The sequence below is a fragment of the Streptomyces kaniharaensis genome, from assembly GCF_009569385.1.
Classification (GTDB): domain Bacteria; phylum Actinomycetota; class Actinomycetes; order Streptomycetales; family Streptomycetaceae; genus Kitasatospora; species Kitasatospora kaniharaensis.
Genome location: NZ_WBOF01000001.1, coordinates 5,074,306 through 5,097,595, shown reverse-complemented (window position 1 = coordinate 5,097,595; position 23,290 = coordinate 5,074,306). Strand labels below are relative to the sequence as shown.

Here is a 23,290-nt window from a genome sequence, read left to right as displayed (position 1 = left end):
GGCAGAACGGGGTGGCGAAACCTCGTGGGCGCGCGGGAGTTGAGGGCTCTCGGGCACGAGGCCGGACAGGGCGATACCGGGTGGAACAAGGTGATGCGGAGTCACGACCACAAGGTTGACGCGTCCATGAGGATCGACCTGGGCTCGGAAGCCGTCAAGAGGTACGGCAGTTGGCCGCCACGGAGGCCCATCCCGGCTCCGCGAGAAGGCCATGCCCGTTCACGTTCCCGCCCGGGTTCCCGGAACCCACCGGAGGACGAAGGACAACTGACAGATAACAGATGACAGATTTCGAAATCTGTCATCTGTCATCTGTCAGTTGTTCGCCCCGCTTGTTCCCCGCCCACCCGACGTACGGTGGAACTCGGAGGCCGCACCATGCACGTCACCGGTACCCACTTCACCGACCGCATCGACGCCGGCCGACGGCTGGCAGCTCGCCTGGGGCACCTGGGCGGCCCCGGGACCGTGGTGGTCGCCCTGCCGCGCGGCGGGGTGCCCGTGGCCGCCGAGGTGGCGGCTGCACTCGGCGCACCCCTGGACATCTGCGTGATCCGCAAGCTCGGCGTGCCCTACCAGCCCGAACTCGGCATGGGCGCGATCGGCGAGGACGGCGTCCGGGTGCTCAACGACCAGGTGATGCGCCTGGCCGGAGTCACCGAGGAGCAACTGGCCGAGGTGGAGCGGCAGGAGCGCGCCGAGCTGGAACGCCGGGCCCGCCGCTACCGGGGCAACCGCCCGCCCGCCGACCTGCGCGGCCGGACCGTGATCGTGGTCGACGACGGCATCGCCACCGGCTCCACCGCCCGCGCCGCCTGCCGGATCGTCCGGGCCCGCGGCGCGGCCCGGGTGGTGCTCGCCGTGCCGGTGGCGCCCCGGGACTGGACGGATCGCCTGACCGAGGTCGCCGACGAGCTGGTCTGCGTGGGCACCCCGTCCCCCTTCTTCGCGATCGGCGAGTTCTACGCCGACTTCTCCCAGACCGGCGACGACGAGGTGCTGCGCCTGCTCGCCGAGGCCCGCGGGGACCACCCGCCGGCGCCCGTCGCCGTGGACCGCGAACTGACCGTCCCCGCCGCCGGCGTCAGCCTCGCCGGCCACCTGACCGTCCCCGCCGCCGCTCGCGGCATCGTCGTCTTCGCGCACGGCAGCGGCAGCGGCCGGTACAGCCCGCGCAACCGGTACGTCGCCCGTTACCTGAACCGGGCGGGCCTGGCCACCCTGCTGTTCGACCTGCTCACCGAGGACGAGGAGCCGGACCGCCGCAAGGTGTTCGACGTCGGCCTGCTCGGCTCCCGCCTGACCGCCGTCGCCGAGCACCTGCCTGCCGTCGACGAATCCACCCGGGCCCTCGCCCTCGGTCTGTTCGGCGCCAGCACGGGCGCCGCCGCTGCGCTGTACACCGCTGCCGCCCTGGGCCCGGCCGTCGGCGCCGTGGTCTCCCGCGGCGGCCGACCCGACCTGGCCGGGCCGGACGTCCTGGGCCGGGTCGCCGCCCCCACCCTGCTCATCGTCGGCGCCCTGGACGGCACGGTGATCGACCTCAACCGGCAGGCGCAGACCCGGCTGCGCTGCGAGAGTGAACTGGCGGTGGTGCCGCACGCGGGCCATCTGTTCGAGGAGCCGGGCACGCTGGACCGGGTCGCCGAGCTGGCCGGGGACTGGTTCCGGCACCACCTCGCACCTGCGGTCACGTGAGGAACGGCCCGTCCGCACCTGTTACGCACACTTCGTGAATCAACTCCGATAAGCAGCACATTTTGCGCAGCGGAGCGCAGGTTTCGCTGTTCAGCTTGTACACATTGAACAGTGAAATCCCGACCTGTTGCCCAACCATCCGGACAGGAGCAAGCTCTCCGCTCAGCCGCACCGCCCACCGATCAAGCAGCGCGGCCGCCTCAAGCGGATGCCTCAGAGCCGAGGCCCAAAGTGGAGGAACGACCGATGACCCCGCAGTCCCACGCCCTTGAGCTGACCCCCGAGGAGCGCGAGGCCGGTCTCGACGCCGACCAGCTGCGCCGCCTCGTCGGCCTCGTCGAGCACGACCCGGCCACCGACCCCTTCCCCGTGACCGCACAGGACGCGGTCGTGTTCGTGGTCGGCAACGCCACCCAGACGGCGCAGTTCTACCAGGCCGTCTTCGGCATGGAGCTGGTCGCCTACTCCGGTCCGGAGACCGGCCGCCGCGACCGCAAGGCCTTCGTGCTCCGCTCCGGCTCCTGCCGCTTCGTGATCAAGGGCGGCGTCCTGCCGGACAGCCCGCTGCTGGACCACCACCGCCGCCACGGCGACGGCGTCGTCGACCTGGCACTCGAGGTGCCGGACGTCGACAAGTGCATCGAGCACGCCCGCGCGACCGGCGCCACCGTCCTGGAGGAGCCGAACGACGTCTCGGACGAGAACGGCACCGTGCGCCGCGCCGCGATCGCCACCTACGGCGAGACCCGGCACACCCTGATCGACCGCTCCCGCTACCACGGCCCGTATCTGCCGGGCTACGTCGCCGCCGAGAGCAAGGTCAAGCACCCGGAGGGCTCTCCCAAGCGCCTTTTCCAGGCGCTCGACCACGCGGTCGGCAACGTCGAGCTGGGCAAGATGGACGAGTGGGTCTCGTTCTACAACCGGGTCATGGGCTTCGTGAACATGGCCGAGTTCGTCGGCGACGACATCGCCACCGACTACTCGGCGCTGATGTCCAAGGTCGTCGCGAGCGGCAACCACCGGGTGAAGTTCCCGCTCAACGAGCCGGCCATCGCCAAGAAGAAGTCCCAGATCGACGAGTACCTGGAGTTCTACACCGGCCCGGGCTGCCAGCACATGGCGCTCGCCACCAACGACATCCTCACCACGGTGGACGTGCTGCGTTCGCGCGGCGTGGAGTTCCTCAACACCCCGGACTCGTACTACGACGACCCGGAGCTGCGCGCCCGGATCGGCAAGGTGCGGGTGGAGATCGACGACCTGAAGAAGCGCGGCATCCTGGTCGACCGCGACGAGGACGGCTACCTGCTGCAGATCTTCACCAAGCCGATCGGCGACCGCCCGACCGTCTTCTACGAGTTCATCGAGCGCCACGGTTCGCTGGGATTCGGCAAGGGCAACTTCAAGGCGCTGTTCGAGGCGATCGAGCGCGAGCAGGACGCCCGCGGCAACCTGTGAGCGTCGGGGAACTCTGAGCACGGTCGACGTACTCTGAGCGCGGTCGGCTGAGCACGGTCCAGGAGGAGCAGGGAAATGGCGTACTACCGGCAGCTGGGCAGCATCCCGCCCAAGCGGCACACGCAGCACCGCACACCCGAAGGCGGGCTGTACTACGAGGAGTTGATGGGCGAGGAGGGGTTCTCCTCGGACTCCTCGCTGCTCTACCACCGGGGCATCCCGTCGGCGGTGGTGAACGCGGTGCCGTGGGAGCTGCCGGACCAGTCCACGGTGCCCAACCATCCCCTGCTCCCCCGCCACCTCAAGCTCCACGACCTGTTCGCGGACCAGGAGTGGAAGTCCGCGGATGTCGTGAGCAGCCGCCGCCTCGTCCTCGGCAACGGCGACGTGCGGATCTCGTACGTCGCCGCCGGGGCCCCGAGTGAGCTGTACCGCAACGGACTCGGCGACGAGTGCGTGTACGTGGAGTCCGGCTCCGGCACGGTGGAGACGGTCTTCGGCTCCCTGGAGGTCGGCCAGGGCGACTACGTGATCATCCCGCGAGCCACCACCCACCGCTGGGTGCCGTCCGGGGACGAGCCGCTGCGCGCCTACTGCATCGAGGCGAACAGCCACATCACTCCGGTCAAGCGGTTCCTCTCCAAGTACGGGCAGCTGCTGGAGCACGCGCCGTACTGCGAGCGGGACTTCCGCGGCCCGGTCGGCCCGCTCGTGGTCGACGCCCCCGGGGACGTCGACGTGCTCGTCAAGCACCGTGGCCCGAACGGCGTTTCGGGCACCCGCTACACCGTGCCGCACCACCCGTTCGACGTGGTGGGCTGGGACGGCTGCCTGTACCCGTACGTCTTCAACATCCGGGACTACGAGCCGATCACCGGGCGGATCCACCAGCCGCCGCCGGCCCACCAGGTGTTCGAGGGCAACGGGTTCGTGATCTGCAACTTCGTTCCCCGCAAGGTGGATTACCACCCACTGTCGATCCCGGTGCCGTACTACCACGCCAACGTGGACAGCGACGAGATCATGTTCTACTGCGGCGGCGACTACGCGGCCCGCAAGGGCTCGGGCATCGGCCAGGGCTCGATCTCGCTCCACCCCGGCGGGCACACCCACGGCCCGCAGCCGGGCGCGTACGAGCGCAGCATCGGCGTGGACTTCTTCGACGAACTCGCCGTCATGGTGGACACGTTCCGCCCGATGGAGCTGGGCGAGGGCGGCCGGGCCAGCGAGGACGGCAACTACGCGTGGACCTGGGCGGGCCGGGGGCCCGGGCGATGAGCGCCGCCTCCGAGCCGTTGATCCCCGAGCTGTTCCGCGGACTCTTCGACGACGCGGCGGTGTTCCCGCCGGGGAACCTGCCGGTCGTCGAGGCGGTGCCCGCGCACCGCGCCCACCGGGCGGCCTGGTACGCCGACGCGGTCGGCCCGTTCCTCTGCGGAGCGGGCAGGCTGGGCGAGTTGGCCGCGGCGGTGGCGGGCACCGAGCCGCTCAGGGTCGGGCTCGTGCTGCCCGGGGGCAGTGCCGAACTCGGCCCGGCGCTCGCCGCCGCCGCACCGTTCGAGGTGGCCGGCGTCGAACTGGCCACCCGGGACGCCCGCGAGGCCGTCGCCGAACTGGACCGGCTGCTGCCACCGGACGTGCCCGCCGCCATCGAACTGCCGCGCGAACTCCTGCGCGGCGACGGCCTGGACGACACGCTGGACGTGCTGGTCGACAGCCCCTACCGGGCGAAGTTCCGCACCGGCGGGGTCGTCGCGGAGGCGTTCCCAGGCGAGGACGAGCTGGCCGCCTTCCTCACCGGCTGCGCGCAGCGCGGCCTGCCGTACAAGTGCACCGCCGGGCTGCACCACGCCGTCCGGCACACCGATCCGGTCACCGGCTTCGAGCACCACGGCTTCCTCAACGTGCTGCTGGCCGCGCAGGAGACGGACCGGACTGCTGCCGCCGAGGTGCTGGCGGAGCGCGACGGCCAGGTGCTGGCCAAGGCCGTCCTCGCGCTGAGCGAGCGTCAGGTTACGGTGATCCGCAACTCGTTCACCGCGTTCGGCACCTGCAGCATCGCCGAACCCCTGGACGACCTGGCCGCGCTCGGCCTGCTGTCGCCCAGTCCACTGCCCCAGGAGGACCGTTGAGCACCCCCCGCAGCTGGCTCGCCAGCGCCCAGGACTCGCCGTTCGGCGTGCACAACCTGCCGTACGGCGTCTTCACCGCCGACGACCAGCCCGGCCGGCGCCGGATCGGCGTGCGCATCGGGGACTTCGTCCTGGACGCCGGGGCCGCCGCCCGCGCAGCCGGGGCGCCCTCCGTGCTGCTGGACGCGGACTCGCTCAACCCCCTGATGGCGGCGGGACGTTCGGTCTGGACGCAGGTGCGGGCCGACCTCACGCTGTGGCTGACCGACGAGGCGTACCGCGAGGCGCTGTCGCCGGCGCTGCTGCCGGTGGGCGAGGTCGAGCTGCACCTGCCGTTCGAGGTCGCCGACTACGTCGACTTCTACGCGAGCGAGCACCACGCCACCAACCTGGGCCGGATCTTCCGCCCGGGCTCGGACCCGCTCACCCCCAACTGGAAGCACCTGCCGATCGGTTACCACGGCCGGGCCGGCACAGTGGTCGTCTCCGGCACGCCGGTGGTGCGCCCGCACGGGCAGCGCAAGGCGCCGGCCGACGCGGTGCCGTCGTTCGGCCCGACCCGCCGGCTGGACATCGAGGCCGAGGTCGGCTTCGTCGTCGGCACGCCGTCCCGGCTCGGCCGGCCGGTCGTCCTGGACGGCTTCCGCGAGCACGTGTTCGGCGTCTGCCTGGTCAACGACTGGTCCGCGCGCGACATCCAGGCCTGGGAGTACGTGCCGCTCGGCCCGTTCCTCGGCAAGTCCTTCGCGACCTCGGTCTCGCCGTGGATCGTCCCGCTGGACGCCCTCCAGCACGCCCGCGTCAGCCCGCCGGAGCGCGACGTCGAGCCGCTGGCCTACCTGGACGACCGCGGTGGCGAGCCGTGGGGCCTGGACCTGGCGATGGAGGTCCGGCTGAACGGGCACCTGGTCTCCCGGCCGCCGTTCGCGTCGATGTACTGGACGGCGCAGCAGCAGCTCACCCACATGACCGTCAACGGCGCCTCGCTGCGGACCGGCGACCTGTTCGCGTCGGGCACCGTCAGCGGGCCCGAGCCGGACACCCGGGGTGCGCTGATCGAGCTGACGTGGAACGGCGAGGAGCCGCTGAAGCTCCCGGACGGCACGACCCGGACGTTCCTGGAGGGCGGCGACGAGGTGATCATCACGGCCACCGCGCCGGGCCCGGACGGGACGGTCGTCGGCTTCGGCGAGGTCACGGGGCGGGTCGAGCCGTAGTAGTAGCGACGAACGGATGACAGCCGACAGATGACAGATAACAGCTGACAGATTTCATCTTCTGTCAGCTGTTATCTGTTTGTCCCAGTACGGTGGGCGGCAGGGACAGGGATCTTCGACACCGAGGGACGGGAACGGGCTCGATGAGCGACGAGGTGCAGGTTTACCGGGACGGCGGAGTCGGGCGGATCGTGCTGAACCGGCCGAGGGCGCTCAACTCCCTCACCCACGGCATGATCACGGCCGTCCGCGCAGCACTGGACGAGTGGACCGCGGACGGCGCCGTACGCGTGGTGGTCCTGACCGGGGCCGGTGAACGCGGGCTCTGCGCCGGGGCGGACATCCGGGCGATGCACGACGACGCCAAGGCGGGCGGCGCCCGGGCGCGGGCGTTCTTCCGCGACGAGTACCGGCTGAACGCGCTGATCGCCCGCTACCCGAAGCCGTACGTGGCGGTGATGGACGGCATCACGATGGGTGGCGGCGTCGGCCTGTCCGCCCACGGTGCGGTGCGGATCGTCACCGAGCGTTCCGTCGTCGCCATGCCCGAGACCCGGATCGGCCTGGTGCCGGACGTCGGCGGCAGTCTCCTGCTCGCCCGCGCCCCGGGCGAGTTGGGCACCCACCTCGGCCTCACCTCCGGCTCGATGGGCCCCGGTGACGCCCTGCTGTGCGGCTTCGCGGACCACTTCGTCCCCTCGGCGAGGATCCCGGCGTTGCTCGACGCGCTGACCGAAGCTTCGGACGTGGCCTCGACCGTCGCTGCTCATGCCGAGCCCGCACCGCCCGCCGCCCTCGCGGCCGCGCGCGAGTGGATCGACGCCTGCTACGCCGCCGACACCGCCGAAAAGATCGTCGAGCGGCTGCTCAACTCCGGTATGCCGGAGGCGAAGGAGGCCGCCGAACTAGTCCTCGGCAACTCGCCGACGGCCGTCAAGGTCACCCTCGCCGCGCTGCGCCGGGCACGGTCGCTCCCGTCGCTGGAGGCGGCGCTCGACCAGGAGTACCGGATCTCATGTGCGGCCCTGGACGGCCACGACCTGGTCGAGGGCATCCGCGCCCAGGTGATCGACAAGGACCGCAGCCCGCGCTGGTCCCCCGCCACGCTCGCCGAGGTGACGGACGCGGAGGTGGCTCGTTTCCTGGCCCCTCGCGAGGGCGACGAGCTCGGCCTGGCCTGACCCCTGCGCGGGCTGACCGGCGAGCCCGTCCGACCGGCTCCGCCTGGAGCCCGCAGGAACCATCCGGGTTCGGTTCCGACCCACGCCGACTCGTGACGACCGTCTCGCATGCCAAGACTGGCGCGAGGCGGGGCGCGTCGTAGATCGTTGGGTGGTCAGAGCGCGCCCGTGCGGCGCCGAGCAGCGGAATGGGAGTCAACGGCGATGACCGAGACCGAGACCTACGAGACGATCCTGGTCGAGCGCAAGGGCCGGGTCGGGCTGATCACGCTCAACCGGCCCAAGGCGCTCAACGCGCTGAACACCCAGGTGATGAACGAGGTCGTCGCCGCGGCGACCGCCTTCGACCGGGATCCGGAGATCGGCTGCCTGATGATCACCGGGTCGGAGAAGGCCTTCGCGGCCGGTGCCGACATCAAGGAGATGCAGGGCAACCAGTTCCCCGACGTCTACCTGGACGACTGGCTGGGCCCGTGGGACCGGCTCGGCGAGCTGCGCAAGCCCGTCGTTGCGGCGGTGGCCGGCTTCGCGCTCGGCGGTGGGTGCGAGCTGGCGATGCTGTGCGACATCCTGCTGGCGGCGGACACCGCGAAGTTCGGCCAGCCGGAGATCAAGCTCGGCGTCATCCCGGGCATCGGCGGCTCACAGCGGCTGACCCGGGCGATCGGCAAGGCGAAGGCGATGGAGCTGTGCCTGACCGGCCGGATGATGGGCGCAGAGGAGGCCGAGCGGGCCGGCCTGGTCTCCCGGATCGTTCCGGCCGACCAGCTGCTGGCGGAGGCGCTGGCCACCGCCGAGACCGTCGCGGCGATGTCCACGCCGGCGGCGATCATGATGAAGGAGAGCGTCAACCGGGCCTTCGAGACCACCCTCGCCGAGGGCGTCCGCTTCGAGCGCCGGCTCTTCCACGCGGCGTTCGCGACGGCGGACCAGAAGGAGGGCATGGCGGCGTTCGCGGAGAAGCGCCCGCCGTCCTTCATCAACCGCTGACGAGAGCACCGGGAGACGGGGCAGCGGACGACGGGACGCGGCGAACAGCCAGCAGGAGACGGCGAACGGATGACAGCTGACAGATTTCATCATCTGTTATCTGTTCGCTGAAATCTGTCGGCTGTCAGCCGTCCCGGTCAGCCGCCAGCCCCATCAGCCCTCCTCCACCAGCACGGTGTTGAGCCGGGCGAGCCCACTGCGGGTGGCGGCAACCACGATCCGGTCACCGGGGCCGAGCCTGCGGGTGCGGTCTGCGAAGTTCCACTGGAGGTGCGGGCTGCGGGCGAGCCGGACGGCGATCACCCGGACGCCGCCCGGGTCCTCCAGGTCATGCCGGTTCCTGCCGATCAGCCCACTGCCGTCCTCCACGGTCAGCTCCGCGATCAGCAGCACGTGCCGGAACACCGAGAGGGTCCCCCTCACCTCGCGCCCCATCAGGGCGGCGGCGAAGGCGGGCGCCGCCAGGTAGGAGACGGACCGCGACGCTGCGTTGTCCAGCGTGGCGTAGACGTGGCCGGCGAAGTTGTCGTCGAACAGCCGCACCACCACGCGCACTTCGGGGTTGCCGTGGCGTGCCTCCAGCGCCGCCTCCAGGTTGGTGGCGTCATCGCCGCTGACCGCGACCAGGGCCCGGCTGTGCTTCAGCCGGGCCCGGCGCAGCTGCTCCTCGAACGGGCCGTCGCCGAGGACGAGCGGTATGCCGAGCGCCCGGACGGCGGCGATGCCGCGCGCCTGCGGGTCGCGCTCCATGCAGACCACCGGCACACCCAGCTCGTGCAGTTGGGCGGCGACCCGGGTGCCGACGTTGCCGAGCCCGACGACGATCACGTGGTCCCGGGTGCCCGCGCTCGGGTTGCGCGGCTGGCCGCGCCGCCCGGAGGCGAGCACCTCGACGACGATGGCGGTGGCGACCGGAGCGAAGGTGATGCCACAGATGGTGATGACCACCTGCGCGGCCCGCTGCCACGCACCGCCCGTCCCGGTCCCGGCGGCGATGTCGGCGGGCTGGTCGGGCTGGGCCGCGCCGGCGAGGTCGAGCAGTGAGATGTAGAGGGTCCAGCCGAAGTCCCGGTTGAGGTACCAGAGCACACCGAAGGACATCAGCACGGCGGCGAACGCCGTGAGCAGCATCAGTCGCAGCCGTGCGCTGGTGAAGAAGCGCGCCGTGTCGAGCACCCGCCAGCGCAGCCGCCGCCCCCAGCCGATCGGTTCGCGGGGTTCCGTGGGCAGTGCCTGCAGGGCGGCCACCCCGCCCGTCTCCGCGACGGTCTCCAGGGCCCTGTCCGCGTTCCGGTCCGCGCCGACGGCGGCTCCATCGACGCGGACCGGTCCGTCGCCCCCGATCTCGGTGGCGAGCCGGACGAACTCCGCGGAGCCGCCCTCCTGTTCGGGCATCAGGCGGATCTTGCTGAGGTCCTGGCGGTCGATGTGGTCGGCGACGATGCAGAGCCGGTCCGCGGCGATGGCGTCGTCGAAGGCGATGTGCAGGAAGCGCCCGCCGACCTCGACCGAGTTGGGCCGCCCGAGTGCGGCGGCGGCGAACGCGGGAGCGGCGGTGGCGGAGCCGGAGAGCGCGGCGCCGTTCCTGAGGAGGCGTTCGATGTTCTCGCCGAGACGCTGGTTGAACATCCGGAGCACGATCCGGATGTTCGGGTTGTGTCCCTGGGCGCTGAGCGCCGCGTGGATGTTCTCCTGGTCGCTGCCCTCGACGAGGGCGAGGCCGCGCGCGGTCCCGATGGACACCGCGCGCAGCGCCTCGTCGGTGATGCTGCTGTATTCGACCACGGCGGCGACGCCGGCCAGCTGCTCTATGTGGGGCGCGTGGTCTCGGCTGCGGTCCGCCACCAGGACGACGACGGGCACTTCGTAGTGTTCGACGAGTTCCAGGATCAACCGGTGGGCCAGCGCGTTTCCGCCGCAGACGATGTAGTGCTGGCTGATCGGCTCGACCGGAGGGGTCCCCCACCCTTCAGAAGTCATACCGCCGGATGATATCGACCGCGGGTGTTCTGAGGGTGTCGCTCCGGTAACCGGCGGCTGACCGATTGCGTCGCCCGCCAAGCGCGGTCACGGCCTGGGCGCGTAGCCGATCCGGAACGTGGCGGCCTCCAGCCGTTCGACGTCGAGGCGGACGTCGGTCAGCCGCTCGGCCAGCGCGAACGCGGCCTCGGTGTTGAGGTCGAGGTTCTTGTCGTCGAGCCGGAACCCGCTGGCCGTCAGCAGGTTCGGGATCCCGGGCGCGTCGGCGTCCGCGCCGTCCCGCTGGGTCGGGAACAGCGGCTCGAAGTGGAGCCGGCAGGTGGCGCCCTCCCACCAGTTGAAGTGGTCCACCGCGTTGACGTTCCGGAAGTGTGAGACCGCCCGGGTGCCGTCGGCGAGGCGGGGCAGCACGTCCCAGAGACTGCCGAGGTAACCGTAGGGCTCGGCCGCGAGGGCCCAGCCGTCGATCTCGGTGACGGCGACGAGGAGCCGGTCCGCGTACTCGTCCTCGTCGAACAGGTTCTCCGCCTCCTCGTCCTCCCCGTCGTCGAAGGTCTCCCAGGCCGCGACGACCGCTTCCAGCCCGGTGACCTCCCGGCCCGGGACGGCGTCGAAGCGGCGCAGCAGTTCGTCGGCGGTGACACCCTGGACGTGCGTCAGGCAGTACCCCTCGCCGAGGACGGGATAGCGCTTCGCGAACCAGGTGAAGTCGGTGGCGTCTGCAGTCATGGCCCGATGCTCCCAGACGGCTGTGACACCGTCAGAGCCAGGTGGCCGGATCGGTCCCCCAGCGGCTCGGCGGGCGGGACCAGTCGGTGGGTGCGCCGTCGTAGGAGATCGGCGGGAGGGCGTGGCGCAGCCGGCCGTAGGGGGAGTCGCTCTCGGTGAGCCACCGGGCCGGATCGTACGGCTCGTGGTCGGCAGGGGCTTCGGGCTCGATGCCGTGCAGCAGCCAGGCCGCGGTGGCGGCCAGGGAGAAGCGCACGTGGCGCCCGCCGGGGCGGCCGGTGCGCTGGTCGGTGAGGGCACGCAGGACGGCTGCGGCGACGAGGTAGCCGGTGCCGTGGTCGAGCGCCTGGGCGGGGAGCACGCCGGGGGCGCCGTCCGGGGAGGCCTCGTGGGCGGCGATGCCGACACCGGCCTGGACGAGGCTGTCGAAGCCGCGCCGCCCGGCCCAGGGCCCGGTCCAGCCCCAGGCGCAGAGCTGGGCGACGATCAGGCCGGGGCGGCGCTCCAGGAGGGCCTCGGGGGCGAGGCCGTGGGCGTGCAGGGCGCCGGGGCGGTAGCCGGTGATGACGGCGTCGGCGGTGGCGAGGAGGTCCTCGAAGGTGGCACGGTCGGCGGGTTCGGCGAGGTCGAGGCGGGTGGAGCGCTTGCCGAAGCCGGTGTCGGCGTGGGCGTCGTCGGCCTCGGGGAGGTGGGGCGAGTCGATGCGCAGCACGTCGGCGCCGAGCAGGGCGAGGGTGCGGGTGGCGACCGGGCCGGCGATGACGCGGGTGAGGTCGAGGACGCGGATGCCCGCGGCGGGCAGCGGCGCGGACCCGAGCGGGCGCGCCGTCGAGGGGCCGGAGTCGACGATTCGGGTCTCCACCAGGGGGTGCAAGGTGGCACTGACGGGCGCGACGGCCACGGCGAGCGCCCCTGCCTCGTAGGCGCGTTCCTGGATCCGCTCGGCCGGCTGCTCGCTCAGGACCTTGGCGAGCTGCTCGGGCCCGGCGTCGGCGGGCAGGTCGAGGGCGGCGAGCAACCGGGCGCGGTGGTGCGGGTAGTTGGCGTGGGTGCGGACCCAGCCGTCGGCGGTGCGCCAGAAGCCGGAGTGCGGGGCGAAGGTGACGGGTGTGCGGCCGTCCACGGTGAGGTGGCGCTCGCTGACGAAGGCGGTGGCGACGGCGCCCTGGTCGACGCGCACGGCCGGGACGGGGCCGCCGTTCCGGTGGGCGGCGAGTTCGGCGGCGGCCAGCGAGCAGGTGGCGACGGCGGCCCGGGCGAGCTGCCGCACCGGCAGGCCGGACGGAAGGACGGCGTCGGGGCCGTGGAAGGAGACCCGCTCCAGCAGCTCGGCGGATCCGTCGAGGGCGGCCCAGGCGTGCGCGGTGGGCGCGTCGAACGGGGCGCGCGCGGCGGCGGGTTGCTGCGCGGAGGTCTGTTCGGCCGGGGCTTGCTCCGTGGGGCGCTGACTGGCCGGGGGCATCGGACGCTCTGTCATGTCCGGCATTGTGCTCCCTCTGCCGGGCTTCCGCCGTGACGCCGGCCACCAGCCCGACGGCCAAATGGCCCCTGCCGATCGGCACATGGAACACGGACGACCGGCGGGTAGGGTGCGAACGGGGGCCGGAGCGGCACCCCGTACGGCGACAGGGGGCCTGAATGCACGCGATCCGCCGTCTCGACCTGGGCTACTTCGTCCGGCCGGCCGCCGAGGTGGGCGGCCCGCAGCCGCGGGTCGAACCGGTACTCGCCTACCTGGTGCGGCGCCCGGAGGGACTGCTGCTGTTCGACACCGGGATCGGCGCCGGCGATCCGGAGACGGAGGCGCACTACCGCCCGGTCCGCCGCCCGCTGCCGGAGGCGCTCGCGGCAGCCGGGGTCGCGCTCTCGGACCTCGACCTGGTGGTCAACTGTCACCTGCACTTCGACCACTGCGGCGGCAATCCGCTCCTGGCCGGCACGCCCGTGGTGGTGCAGGCGGCGGAGCTGGCGGCAGCCCGGAAGGGCGACTACACGATCGACGCGCTGGTCGACTTCCCGGGCGCCAACTACCGTGAACTGGACGGCGAGGCCGACGTGTGGCCGGGCGTGCGGGTGGTCCCGACGCCCGGGCACACGGCCGGGCACCAGTCACTGGTCGTGGAACGGCCGAGCGGCGGCGTCGTCCTGGCCGGCCAGGCGTACGACTTCGCGTCCGAGTACGGCTCGGCGATACTCGCACGGCGGGCGGTGTGCGAGGGCGCGGCGCCACCGCTGCCCGGTTACCCGGCCTGGCTGGACCGGCTGGCCGCGTCCGGACCGCGCCGGGTGCTGTTCGCGCACGACAACGCCGTCTGGGAGCCGGCCGGGTAGTCCGGGAAGGACGTGCGCAGGCCGAGCAGGAAGGCCGGGCAGTCGTGGTCAGGGGTGAAGGGCCCGGCTCGCCGACCGACCGCCGTTCCGGGCCGGCGGGTGGACAGCTCGCGGTGGCGATCGGGACGCGGTCGGGCATGGTCTCACGGAGTGGAACCGGCCAATACCGGAGGGTGCGGTCCGGGCCGAGCCGGGTGGGTGCGACGATGAGTGCCATCGTGATGACCGACCGGATCCGCTCGCTGCGCGCCGTGGTCTTCGCCGCGCTGTGCGTGGCGCTGGCCGCCACGGCACACGTCATCATGGGCGGGGTCGGCGTGTCGATGCCGGTGCTGGCCGGCGCGTTCGGCGCGGTCCTCATACTGACCTGGCTGCTCGCCGGAAGGCGGCGGGGCCTTGGGGCGATCAGCGCCTGGATGATCGCGGCGCAGAGCACTCTGCATCTGTTGTTCGAGCAGGCCGGGACGTTCGCCCCTGATGGCGGCGGTCTCGGCCGGCACGCCGGCACCGACTGGGCCGCCCTGCTGCTCTGCAACCCGGGCCGGGTGCCCGCCGGAGTGTCGCCCGCCGACCTGGCCAGGATGGCCGGGCTCGACCCTGACGTCCCGCCAGCCGCCGGTCTGCGCGCCATGTCCGGCCTGCACCACGGCGCGGGAGCCGGGACGGGCACGGGGACGGCATCGGTACCGGGCGACGGCATGGCGATGGACATGGCCGGAATGCCTGGCATGTCCTCGGTGTCAGGCGCGTCTGATGCCACCGGCCATGCCGTGGCGTCACCTGGCATGGCCGCGCACGACGTGACGACCCATGGCATCGCGTCCCACAGCATGGTGCACGGGATGTCCCTAGGGATGATCAGCGCCCACGTGCTGGCCGCGCTGGCCTGCGTGCTGTTGCTCTGGCGTGGCGACGCCGCACTGGTGCGGCTCTTCGAACTGCTCGGCACACTCCGCGCCGTCGTGGCGGGCGCACTGCTGCTCCCGCTCCTGGCGCTGTTCGCCCGGCCCCTCGGCTACCGTCCGCCGACCCCGCCACGGCCCACCGACCGCCGGACGCGACTGCCCCGGCAGGTGCTGCTCACGCACGCCGTCGTCCGGCGCGGGCCGCCCGCGCTCGCCCTCGCCTGCTGACGCGCCCGTCGCCGTACTCCACCCGCCACTCCCGGCCGCCTTCCCCCGCCGCCGGAGGCGCTGCGACGGGCAGGTCGCCCTGCCGTCCGGCCGATCGTTCCACCGCCGTGCCGTCAGGGCCCGGGCCCGCGCACGCCACCACCCCCTGTTCGGGGTGCGGCGCGCCGCGCGGAGGCCCCACGGACGCCGACGGCGCCGCCCAGGGCGGCGCCGCACCCAGCCATTCCTTCAGGACCTTCCATGCCTGACTACGACGACGCACCGGTTCCGGCCGACGCCACCGTCCTACCGTTCCGGGCCCCGCGGCCCTTCCTCACCCAGGCGAGCCAGCAGGCGGGCGGACCAGTCCGCCGACGGGCCCTCGGCGGTGACCCGGTCGCGCAGCCGCTGCGCCCGCTCCAGCCAGTCCCGGCAGCCTGCGCAGCGCGCGACGTGCTTGTCGAGGCGGCCGTCCGAAAGCCCGGCCGGCTCGCCGTCCATGCGGGCGGACAGAGCGGTACGGAACTGCGCGCATCTCATGCGACCATCGTCCCGCACGTCTTCGGCGGCGGGACCGGCCAGGTGGGAGGCCGCCTTGGATGACGAGCAGCTCACCGCACTCGCCCTGACCGCCCGTGCCGGACGGGCTCCGGACGTCGAGGCCTTCGTCCGCGCCACCCAGCGGGACGTGTGGCGGTTCGTCGCCCACTTGACCGACGTTCAGTCCGCCGACGACCTCGCCCAGGAGACCTTCCTGCGCGCGCTGCGCAGCCTTCCCTCGTTCGCCGGCCGCTCGTCCGCCCGCACGTGGCTGCTGTCGATCGCCCGACGCACCGTGATCGACCGGTACCGGACGGCCGCCGCCCGGCCGCGCTGCGCGGCGCTGCCGGACTGGCAGGAGGCCGCCGAGCGCCAGGGCGCCGAACCGGCGGCCGGGTTCGAGGACGGCGTCGCGCTCGGCGACCTGCTCGGCCGGGTGCCCGCGCAGCGACGGGAGGCGTTCGTGCTGACCCAGGTCGTCGGCCTGAGCTACGCGGAGGCCGCCGAGGTGGCCGGCTGTCCGGTCGGCACCATCCGGTCCCGGGTCGCCCGAGCCCGAGAGGAGCTGATAGCGCGGCTGCGGGCGGCGGAGAGCGGGGAGCTGGCGGCGGCCTGCTGACAGCGGACGGAGTTCAGGCAACAGATGACAGATGACAGATGACGGATTTCGAAATCTGTCATCTGTCATCTGTCGATTGTTCGCCGACACCGCCGACCGCCGACCGGAAACATTCCTTCAAGTGTTCGGGAACTGGATCCGCCGCGCCCCCGACTGCTGTACCGGACCCCGCCGCCGAGGCGGTGCCCGGTACGCAAACGGGGGAAACGGAGGACACCATGGCAGCGCAACACCGGCTGCCCGCCGATGGTTTGACGGTCGGCCCGGACGGATCCGACGACCGGTGGAACCTGGTCGTGGCCGCCGGGCTGCTCTCGTTCGTCGCGATGCTCGACATGAACGTGGTCAACCTGGCGCTGACCGACATCTCGGCCGGTCTGCACGTGTCGGCCGAGGTCGCCCAGTGGGCCGCGCTCGGTTACCAACTCCCCCTGGTGGCCTTGCTCTTGCCCGCCGGGCGGTGGCTGGACCAAGTCGGCACCCGTTCCGCGCTGCTGCTCGCGGTCGGCTGCTTCGCCACTTGCAGCGTGCTCGCCTCCCTTGCCCCGTGGGCGAGTTGGCTGATCGCGGCGCGTCTGGTGCAGGGGGCCTTCGGCGCGGTGCTGTTCGTGCTGATGCCTGTGCTCGCGGCCACCGCCGTCCGGCCCGAGCTGCGCGGGCGGGCCATGAGCGTGCCCGCCACGCTCGGTCCGCTCGGCGCCGTCACCGGGCCGGTGGTCGGCGGCCTGCTGCTCGACCACGTCGGCTGGCGGGCGGTGTTCCTGGTGAAGCTGCCCGTCTGCCTGGCCGCCGTGCTGATCGTGCGACGGCATGCCCCGCGCACCGGCACGTTGCGGCTGCCCGACCGGGGCTCGCTCGGCGACGCCGCTCTGATCGGTTCCGCCGTCGCAGCCGTTCTGCTCTCGCTCACCCTCACACCCCGGGCGCCGTTGTGGCTGCTCCTCGCCCTGCCCGCCGTGCCCCTGGTCCTGGTCTGGCTGCGCCGCCCCGGCGGTCGGCCGGTGGCCGAGACCCTGCGGGCCGCGGGCACCACCGGGGTCAACGCCTCCGTGCTGGCGCTCGCCGCCGGCTTCGCCGCCTGCCACTACCTGCTGGCCCAGCATCTGCGCGGGCAGGAGGGCGAGAGCGCCACCCGCACCGCACTCACCATGCTGGCCTTCCCGCTCGGCATGGTGGTGGCGGGCCGCTTCGGCGGACGGCTCGCCGACCGGTGGGGTGCCCGGCCAACCGCACTCACCGGCGCCGCCGTCACCACCATCGGCCTCCTGCTGCTCGTCCCGCTGGACGGCGGCTGGTCCAGCGGTGACATCGCGTGGCGGCTCGCCCTCGCCGGTGCCGGCATGGGCCTCAACGGCGGCCCCACGCAGGCTCTGGTGATGACCGCCTCCCCGCCCGGCAGGCTGGCCACCGCGGGATCCGCGGTCCAGCTCTCCCGCAGCCTCGGCTTCGCCCTCGGTCCCGCCCTCGCCACCGCCGCCACCCTGACCGGCGACCGCGCGACCACCGGTTCCAGAGCCGGCATCGCCCTGGCCGTCCTGTCCGCCGCGACGGCGGTCGCCCTCCTCGCCCTGCACCACCGCGCCCATCGTCGCCACCGCGCAACGGCGTGACGCCGCCGGCCCGACCGGCTGCCCGCCACCCCTGAGACACCGTACGACCGGAGGAACACCGCCCATGACCGACACCACCCCCCAACCGGCAGCGGGCTGCCCGTTCGGCCACGACCGAAGCACCGACCCGGCACTCCCGAACCCGGCACTCCCGGACCCGGTGCTCCCCGACCCGGTGCTCCCCGACCCCGTCAAGCTCTACGGGCCGGACTACAAGCGCGATCCGTACCCCCTCTACCGGCGGATGCGCGAGGCCGGACCGGTCCACCGGGTGGAGTTCCCGAGCGGCATCCACGCCTGGCTGGTCACCGGCTACCGAGCCGCGCACGCGACCCTCAACGACACCCGGCTCGGCAAGAACCACGCTCTGGGCAACGCGAATTGGCGCCGGCTCGCCTCGATCATGCCCGAGCCGCAGCACTCCCAGCTCCAGGTCCACCTGCTCCACCAGGACCCGCCCAAGCACACCACGATGCGCCGACTCGTCCTGGACGCCTTCGCGCCCCGCCGGGTGGAGGCCCTGCGCCCGCGCCTGCAGGAGCTCGCCGACGCCCTGGTCGACGCCCTGCCGGCCACCGGCGGCACCGACCTGGTGGCCGGCTTCGCGGCTCACTTCCCGTTCCGGGTGCTCGCCGAAGTCATCGGCCTGCCACCCGAGTTGGCCGCGCGTTTCGACCGGGACTGGGGCAAGGTCGTCCAGCCGGTCGGCCCGCTCGACCCGGCCCGGCCAGCGTACGAGGCGCGGCTGCGCGGGCTGCAGACGTACATCGCGGATGTCGTCGCCCACAAGCGTGCCCACTACGACCCTGCCCGGGCCGGGGAGGACCTCCTGGGCCGGCTCGTCGCCGCTTGCGACGCGGGCGAGTTGAGCCACGAGGAACTGGACTCGATGGTGTTCCAGCTGCTGGTCGCCGGCCAGGAACCGGTCACCAACCAGATCACCACCATGCTCATCACGCTGCTGCGCCACCCGCAGCAGCTCACCCGTCTGAGAGACGGCCTCACGGACGACCCCGGCCTGCTCGCCCGCGCCGTGGAGGAACTGCTGCGCCACGACGCCGCGTTCGAGCTCACCACCTGGCGGTTCTTCGCCGAGGACAGCGACCTGTTCGGTACCACCGTCCCGGCCGGTGACTCGGTCATCGTCTCGCTCTGCGCCGCCAACCGCGACGACGAGCAGTTCCCAGACGCCGACCGCCTCGACTTCGACCGCACTCCCAACGCCCACCTCGCGTTCGGCCACGGCATCCACTACTGCCCCGGCGCCGCCCTGGCCCGCACCGAACTCCAGATCGCCATCGGCACGTTGCTCATCCGACTGCCCGGACTGCGCCCGGCCGGGACGGAAGGGGGCGGCGGTATGAGCGCCCTCACCTGGATCCCCGCCGTCCTGGCCCGCGGGGTCGACAGGCTGCCGGTCGCCTACGACAGGCGCGTTTGATCGGCCACGCCACTCCCCGGCACCCCGGCGCCCCTTCCGCACACAGCCGGGGAGCGGCTCCGCCCTGCCCGAAGCCCGTACGACGTTCCGTGGAGGACCAGCATGCCGCCCGTCGGCACCCTTCCAAGCAGTTCCGCCCCTTCCCCCGTCTCCACCGTTCGCGGCGGTGCCCGGACCTCCCCGCCCGGCCGAGCGGGCGCCGACGAGCTCGCCGCCCGCATCCTCGGCCTGCTGCTCCCGCACCGCCGCGCCTCCGACCCCGAACTCGACGCAACGCCGGGCCACTTCCCACTCCAACTGGAGCAGCTCGTCGACTTCATCGCCGCGGGCGACCCGATCCTGTTCACGCTTCCCGGCTTCCCCTGCAAGTCACCGAACCCGGCGAAGGTGCTCGGCCACCTGCCCGACGAGGGCGAGCGCCTGTCCCTCACCTTCCTCAACGGGCTCTGCGGGGAGATCGGCGCCCTCTACGAGCCCGGCGCGCGGATCCTGATCTGCTCGGACGGGCACCTCTTCGGCGATCTGATCCACGTCCCCGACGACCACATCGACGACTACTCGGACGAGTTGGCCGCGATGATCGAGCGCGAGGGCCTGACCCACCTGACCACCTTCGACCTGCGGGCCGTCCTCGGCGACCTGCCGTTCGACGAGAAGCGCGCCCGCGTCCACGACCGGTACGCGCCGAGCGTCGAGGAGTTGCGCGAGCAGATCCTGACGGACGAGGAGACGCTGCGCCTCTACCGGGGCATCACCCGCTTCCTCACCGGGGACACCGTCGGCTTCACCGGCACCAGGTCGGCGCTCCAGCGCGACTGCCGCCGCCGCGCCTACGGCGTGATGCAGCGCAGCCGCGCCTGGGGCAACCTGATCGCCGAGCAGCACCCGCGTTCGTTCCGGCTGTCGATCCACCCGCAGAGGGCGGGGGTGCTGAAGTTCGGCATCCGGCTGCTGGAGGCGGCCGACAGCTGGATGACGCCCTGGCACTCCTCCGTGCTCCACCGAGCCGACGGCCGCTGGGAGTTGCTGCGCAGCGAGGACGCCGCGAAGGTCGGGCGGCTGGTCGAGCGCGACGGCCGCCCGAGCCACTACGAGATCGTCTGACGAGCGGGCCGCGGGGGCACATCCGCGGGCGTGCGGTGATCGAAGGCGATCAACGGGTCGCCGGTGAGGGGGTGTTCGACCACGGCCGCCCGCACGCCGAACACCTCGGCCAGCAGTTCGGCAGTGAGTACCTCGCGCGGCGCCCCGGACGCCACCAGGGTGCCGCGGTGCAGGACGTGCAGCCGGTCGCAGACCGAGGCGGCGGCGTTGAGGTCGTGCAGCGCGACGAGGGTGGTACGGCGCTGTTCCCTCAGCAGGGCGAGGAGTTCGACCTGGTGCCGGACGTCCAGGTGGTTGGTCGGCTCGTCCAGCACCAGGACGTCCGGCTGCTGGGCGAGTGCTCGGGCCAGCAGCACCCGCTGGCGTTCGCCGCCGGACAGCTGGGCGAACCGGCGCGCGGCGGCGTCCGTCATGCCGACCCGCACCAGCGCCTCGGCGACGATCCGGTGGTCCTCGGCGTCGTCCGCGGCGAACGCCCGCTTGTAGGGGGTGCGGCCCATCGCGACGACCTCGCGGACGGTCAACTCGAAGTCCCCACCCCGCTCCTGCGGCAGGGCGGCGATGTGCCGGGCGGACTGTGCGGGGCTGAGCTCGTCCAACTCCCGTCCGGCCAGCAGCACCCGCCCGGCGCTCGGCCGCAGGTGCCGGTAGACGGTGCGCAGCAGGCTGGACTTGCCGCTGCCGTTGGGTCCGACCAGTCCGGCGATCTCCCCCTCCTTCGCGACCAGGTGGACGCCGGCCACCACCGTCCGTCCGGACAGGGCGACGCTCAGGTCCTCGACGGCGATTCTCAACTGTGCTCCAGTCGTCGGTCCAGCAGGTAGAGCAGGGTGGGGGCGCCGAGCACGGCGGTGACCACGCCGATCGGCAGTTCCTGGCCGTCCAGGGCGGTGCGGGCGAGGGTGTCGACGACGACGAGCAGCAGGGCGCCGGTGAGCGCGGACAGCGGCAGCAGGCGCCGGTGGTCGCCGCCGACGAGCAGCCGGCACACGTGCGGCACCATCAGTCCGACGAAGCCGATCGCGCCGGAGACGGCGACCAGCACGCCGGTGAGCACGCTGGTCACGACGAAGATCTCGCGGCGCAGCCGGGTGACGTCCACGCCGAGTCCGGCGGCGGTCTCGTCGCCCATGAGCATCGCGTTGAGTCCGCGGGCGCGGGCCTGGAGCAGGGCCAGGCCGAGCGCCACGGCTGCGGCGGGGACGGCGAGTTGGGCCCAGACGGCGCCGCCGAGGCTGCCCATGAGCCAGAACAGGACGCCCCTGGTCTGCTGTTCGTCGCCGGTCTGCAGAACGAGGTAGCTGGTGATGCCGCCGAGGAACTGGGCGATGCCGATGCCGGCGAGGACCAGGCGCAACGGGGAGAAGCCTCGCCTGCCGCGCCGCGCGAGCAGCCAGACCAGCGAGAACGCGGCGAGCGCGCCGGCGAAGGCCGCCAGGGAGACGGCGAGTCCGAGCGCGCTGCCGAAGCCGAGTTCGAGGCCGAGGGAGGTGCCGAGGACGAGGGTGGCGACGGCCCCGAGGGAGGCGCCGGAGGAGATGCCGAGCAGGTAGGGGTCGGCGAGGGGGTTGCGGACGAGGGCCTGGACGGCGGTGCCGACCAGGCCGAGCCCGGCGCCGACGACGGCCGCCAACAGCGCGCGGGGCACGCGCAGTTGCCAGACGATGAGGTCGCGGGTGCCGGGTTCGGGGGCGCGCCCGGTGAGCCGTCGGGCGACCACCGACCAGACCTCGCCGGGCGGCACGTCGACGGCGCCGAGCGAGACGGCGGCGGTCAGCGCGAGCACGAGGGCGGCGGCGAGGGAGGCGGCCAGTGGCCCGGCCCGCAGGGCGCGGGCCGGGCGGGCGGCGGCTCTCCCGTTGGCTTCCTCGGTAGCCGTGGAAGCGGCCTGGGAGGTGCCCTTGGAGGCGGCCGACGTCATGCTCTACTGACCGCCCTTGACGAGATCCGGGTGGACGGTGGCGGCGATCTGCCGGACGGCGTCGGCGTTGCGCACGCCCGCGATGGTGGTGACCTCGGAGCCGATCCGCACGAAGTGCCCCTCCTGGACGGCCTTGAGGCCCTGGGTGGCCGGGAAGCTCCGCAGGAACGCCTCGGCGTCGTCGAAGGCCTTGCGGGTGGCCTCCTCGGTGCCGCGGTTTCGGACGGCGAGCTGGATCCAGTCCGGGTTCTTGGCGATCACGTCCTCCCAGGAGCCGGGTTTGAAGTCGGCGTCGCAGTCGGCGAACACGTTGCGGGCACCGGCCAGGGTGATCACCGCGTTGGCGACCTGCCGTCCGCAGACGGCGGTCGGCTGCTTGGTACCGGCGTCGAAGTCGAAGACGAAGTAGCTCGGCCGCTGCCCGTCCGGAACCGCGGCGAGTGCGGCGCGCACCTCGCCGATCCGCTGCTCCATGCCGGTGACGAGTTCCTCCGCGCGGGCGGCCGTACCGGTGACGGCGCCGAGCCGGCGGATGTCGTTCTCGACCTCGGCGAGGTCGGTGCGCGGCGCCTTGGCGGCCTTCGGGGTGCCGGCGCAGGCCGTGGAGAGCAGGAAGACGTGCTGGATGCCGGCCGCCGTGAACTCCTCCTCGGTGGGCCCGGTGGCGCCGCCGCCCATCATCGGCATCGCGCTGAAGGTGTCGACGTAGAGGTCGGCGCCGGAGCCGAGCAGTTTCTCCTTGGGGACGGTCCGGTCGCCGAGGACGGGCACCTTGCCGCCGCGCTCGGCGAGGTCCGCCGGCAGGGTGCCCTTGCCGGGCGGGAAGCCCGTGCCGATCAGGCGGTCGCCGGTGCCGAGCTGCAACAGCATCTCCAGTGCAGCGGCGTTGCTGGTGACGATCCTGGCGGGTGCCTTGGCGATGGTGGTCTCCCTGCCCGCGCAGTCGGCGACCTTGACGGGGAAGCCGCCGGCTGGGGCGGCCTTGGCGGCGTCCTGCGCGCCCCGGCCGTCCCCTCCCCCGCTGCTTCCGCAGGCCGTGGCCGTGGCGAACAGGGCGACGGCGGCCGCGATGGCGCGGACAACGCGAGGGCGCATGGGAACTCTCCTGGTCGGTGATCGTGCTCGGGGCCCGTCCTGCGGACCCGGACCAGGTAGTCGGCCGGATTCCCCGGCGGGTTCCCGAACGTTTCCAACCAGGCCGGAGACGACGGCAACAGGCTGGAG

General features: G+C 72.8%; 20 protein-coding genes. 13 read left to right on the top strand and 7 right to left on the bottom strand.

From position 1 onward, the window contains the following. Positions 1–378 precede the first annotated feature (378 nt). From F7Q99_RS22875 to F7Q99_RS22845, 7 genes are all read left to right on the top strand, one after another. Entirely contained in the window at positions 379–1,698 is a 1,320-nt protein-coding gene (locus tag F7Q99_RS22875; protein ID WP_153464329.1) for a phosphoribosyltransferase family protein, read from the top strand. 246 nt (positions 1,699–1,944) lie between these two features. Further along, positions 1,945–3,159: a 4-hydroxyphenylpyruvate dioxygenase gene (gene hppD, locus F7Q99_RS22870; RefSeq protein WP_153464327.1), complete on the top strand. Its 1,215-nt coding sequence runs from the start codon at positions 1,945–1,947 to the stop codon at positions 3,157–3,159. Positions 3,160–3,234: 75 nt separating this feature from the next. Then, the gene (locus F7Q99_RS22865) at positions 3,235–4,437 is read left to right on the top strand and encodes a homogentisate 1,2-dioxygenase (protein ID WP_153464325.1); all 1,203 of its coding nucleotides are present in this window, start codon (positions 3,235–3,237) and stop codon (positions 4,435–4,437) included. After that, positions 4,434–5,291, top strand: a complete 858-nt coding sequence (locus F7Q99_RS22860; RefSeq protein ID WP_230210293.1) for a hypothetical protein — start codon at positions 4,434–4,436, stop codon at positions 5,289–5,291. Before F7Q99_RS22865 ends, F7Q99_RS22860 begins: the two co-directional genes overlap by 4 nt. Then, a complete protein-coding gene (gene fahA, locus F7Q99_RS22855) occupies positions 5,288–6,508 on the top strand; it encodes a fumarylacetoacetase (RefSeq protein ID WP_153464323.1) in 1,221 nt (406 codons plus the stop codon). The genes F7Q99_RS22860 and fahA overlap by 4 nt, the downstream gene beginning before the upstream one ends. Positions 6,509–6,651: 143 nt before the next feature. Continuing rightward, the gene (locus tag F7Q99_RS22850; protein WP_153464321.1) at positions 6,652–7,689 is read left to right on the top strand and encodes an enoyl-CoA hydratase/isomerase family protein; all 1,038 of its coding nucleotides are present in this window, start codon (positions 6,652–6,654) and stop codon (positions 7,687–7,689) included. A 204-nt stretch (positions 7,690–7,893) separates the two neighbouring features. Then, complete coding sequence (locus F7Q99_RS22845; protein WP_153464319.1) at positions 7,894–8,679, top strand: enoyl-CoA hydratase; 786 nt, start codon at positions 7,894–7,896, stop codon at positions 8,677–8,679. A 153-nt stretch (positions 8,680–8,832) separates the two neighbouring features. Here the strand turns inward: F7Q99_RS22845 and F7Q99_RS22840 are convergent, their stop codons facing one another. From F7Q99_RS22840 to F7Q99_RS22830, 3 genes are all read right to left on the bottom strand, one after another. Then, entirely contained in the window at positions 8,833–10,659 is a 1,827-nt protein-coding gene (locus F7Q99_RS22840) for an NAD(P)-binding protein (protein WP_153464317.1), read from the bottom strand. 87 nt (positions 10,660–10,746) lie between these two features. Further along, positions 10,747–11,388 (bottom strand): DUF6461 domain-containing protein, encoded by a 642-nt coding sequence (locus tag F7Q99_RS22835; protein ID WP_153464315.1) that lies wholly within the window; start codon positions 11,386–11,388, stop codon positions 10,747–10,749. Between the two features lie 31 nt (positions 11,389–11,419). After that, entirely contained in the window at positions 11,420–12,865 is a 1,446-nt protein-coding gene (locus tag F7Q99_RS22830; RefSeq protein ID WP_230210292.1) for a CoA transferase, read from the bottom strand. A gap of 161 nt (positions 12,866–13,026) precedes the next feature. Here F7Q99_RS22830 and F7Q99_RS22825 point away from each other — a divergent pair, with 161 nt between their 5' ends. Then, the gene (locus F7Q99_RS22825) at positions 13,027–13,719 is read left to right on the top strand and encodes an N-acyl homoserine lactonase family protein (protein ID WP_153464313.1); all 693 of its coding nucleotides are present in this window, start codon (positions 13,027–13,029) and stop codon (positions 13,717–13,719) included. A 206-nt stretch (positions 13,720–13,925) separates the two neighbouring features. Next, positions 13,926–14,852, top strand: a complete 927-nt coding sequence (locus F7Q99_RS22820; RefSeq protein WP_153464311.1) for a hypothetical protein — start codon at positions 13,926–13,928, stop codon at positions 14,850–14,852. A 285-nt stretch (positions 14,853–15,137) separates the two neighbouring features. Here the strand turns inward: F7Q99_RS22820 and F7Q99_RS22815 are convergent, their stop codons facing one another. Continuing rightward, on the bottom strand, positions 15,138–15,371 hold the full coding sequence (locus F7Q99_RS22815; RefSeq protein ID WP_153464309.1) for a zf-HC2 domain-containing protein: 234 nt from the start codon (positions 15,369–15,371) through the stop codon (positions 15,138–15,140). Between F7Q99_RS22815 and F7Q99_RS22810 the strand changes: the two genes are divergently transcribed. The 4 genes from F7Q99_RS22810 to F7Q99_RS22795 all read left to right on the top strand — a co-directional run bounded on the left by F7Q99_RS22810 (position 15,370) and on the right by F7Q99_RS22795 (position 20,145). Beyond that, entirely contained in the window at positions 15,370–15,990 is a 621-nt protein-coding gene (locus tag F7Q99_RS22810; RefSeq protein WP_153464307.1) for a sigma-70 family RNA polymerase sigma factor, read from the top strand. The two genes, F7Q99_RS22815 and F7Q99_RS22810, sit on opposite strands and share 2 nt — an antisense overlap. 218 nt (positions 15,991–16,208) lie before the next feature. Next, a complete protein-coding gene (locus tag F7Q99_RS22805) occupies positions 16,209–17,600 on the top strand; it encodes an MFS transporter (RefSeq protein ID WP_153464305.1) in 1,392 nt (463 codons plus the stop codon). A 64-nt stretch (positions 17,601–17,664) separates the two neighbouring features. Beyond that, on the top strand, positions 17,665–19,041 hold the full coding sequence (locus F7Q99_RS22800) for a cytochrome P450 family protein (RefSeq protein ID WP_153464303.1): 1,377 nt from the start codon (positions 17,665–17,667) through the stop codon (positions 19,039–19,041). A 102-nt stretch (positions 19,042–19,143) separates the two neighbouring features. Beyond that, complete coding sequence (locus F7Q99_RS22795; protein WP_153464301.1) at positions 19,144–20,145, top strand: L-tyrosine/L-tryptophan isonitrile synthase family protein; 1,002 nt, start codon at positions 19,144–19,146, stop codon at positions 20,143–20,145. On the opposite strand, the gene F7Q99_RS22790 is transcribed toward F7Q99_RS22795, so the two are convergent. Genes F7Q99_RS22790 through F7Q99_RS22780 form a run of 3 tightly spaced genes read right to left on the bottom strand, consistent with a single transcriptional unit; the run spans position 20,130 to position 23,161 of the window. After that, on the bottom strand, positions 20,130–20,939 hold the full coding sequence (locus F7Q99_RS22790; RefSeq protein WP_153464299.1) for an ABC transporter ATP-binding protein: 810 nt from the start codon (positions 20,937–20,939) through the stop codon (positions 20,130–20,132). The genes F7Q99_RS22795 and F7Q99_RS22790 overlap by 16 nt on opposite strands. Beyond that, complete coding sequence (locus tag F7Q99_RS22785; protein ID WP_153464297.1) at positions 20,936–22,066, bottom strand: FecCD family ABC transporter permease; 1,131 nt, start codon at positions 22,064–22,066, stop codon at positions 20,936–20,938. Before F7Q99_RS22785 ends, F7Q99_RS22790 begins: the two co-directional genes overlap by 4 nt. 3 nt (positions 22,067–22,069) lie before the next feature. After that, the gene (locus tag F7Q99_RS22780) at positions 22,070–23,161 is read right to left on the bottom strand and encodes an ABC transporter substrate-binding protein (RefSeq protein ID WP_153464295.1); all 1,092 of its coding nucleotides are present in this window, start codon (positions 23,159–23,161) and stop codon (positions 22,070–22,072) included. Between the last annotated feature and the right edge of the window lie 129 nt (positions 23,162–23,290).

Coding starts and splice junctions, on each gene's coding strand:
- F7Q99_RS22795 (WP_153464301.1), top strand. CDS start 19,144: ATGCCGCCCGTCGGCACCCTTCCAAGCAGTTCCGCCCCTTCCCCCGTC.
- F7Q99_RS22785 (WP_153464297.1), bottom strand. CDS start 22,066: ATGACGTCGGCCGCCTCCAAGGGCACCTCCCAGGCCGCTTCCACGGCT.
- F7Q99_RS22815 (WP_153464309.1), bottom strand. CDS start 15,371: ATGAGATGCGCGCAGTTCCGTACCGCTCTGTCCGCCCGCATGGACGGC.
- hppD (WP_153464327.1), top strand. CDS start 1,945: ATGACCCCGCAGTCCCACGCCCTTGAGCTGACCCCCGAGGAGCGCGAG.
- F7Q99_RS22875 (WP_153464329.1), top strand. CDS start 379: ATGCACGTCACCGGTACCCACTTCACCGACCGCATCGACGCCGGCCGA.
- F7Q99_RS22805 (WP_153464305.1), top strand. CDS start 16,209: ATGGCAGCGCAACACCGGCTGCCCGCCGATGGTTTGACGGTCGGCCCG.
- F7Q99_RS22835 (WP_153464315.1), bottom strand. CDS start 11,388: ATGACTGCAGACGCCACCGACTTCACCTGGTTCGCGAAGCGCTATCCC.
- F7Q99_RS22810 (WP_153464307.1), top strand. CDS start 15,370: ATGCGACCATCGTCCCGCACGTCTTCGGCGGCGGGACCGGCCAGGTGG.
- F7Q99_RS22820 (WP_153464311.1), top strand. CDS start 13,926: ATGAGTGCCATCGTGATGACCGACCGGATCCGCTCGCTGCGCGCCGTG.
- F7Q99_RS22800 (WP_153464303.1), top strand. CDS start 17,665: ATGACCGACACCACCCCCCAACCGGCAGCGGGCTGCCCGTTCGGCCAC.
- F7Q99_RS22850 (WP_153464321.1), top strand. CDS start 6,652: ATGAGCGACGAGGTGCAGGTTTACCGGGACGGCGGAGTCGGGCGGATC.
- F7Q99_RS22780 (WP_153464295.1), bottom strand. CDS start 23,161: ATGCGCCCTCGCGTTGTCCGCGCCATCGCGGCCGCCGTCGCCCTGTTC.
- F7Q99_RS22830 (WP_230210292.1), bottom strand. CDS start 12,865: ATGACAGAGCGTCCGATGCCCCCGGCCAGTCAGCGCCCCACGGAGCAA.
- F7Q99_RS22865 (WP_153464325.1), top strand. CDS start 3,235: ATGGCGTACTACCGGCAGCTGGGCAGCATCCCGCCCAAGCGGCACACG.
- F7Q99_RS22860 (WP_230210293.1), top strand. CDS start 4,434: ATGAGCGCCGCCTCCGAGCCGTTGATCCCCGAGCTGTTCCGCGGACTC.
- F7Q99_RS22840 (WP_153464317.1), bottom strand. CDS start 10,659: ATGACTTCTGAAGGGTGGGGGACCCCTCCGGTCGAGCCGATCAGCCAG.
- F7Q99_RS22845 (WP_153464319.1), top strand. CDS start 7,894: ATGACCGAGACCGAGACCTACGAGACGATCCTGGTCGAGCGCAAGGGC.
- F7Q99_RS22825 (WP_153464313.1), top strand. CDS start 13,027: ATGCACGCGATCCGCCGTCTCGACCTGGGCTACTTCGTCCGGCCGGCC.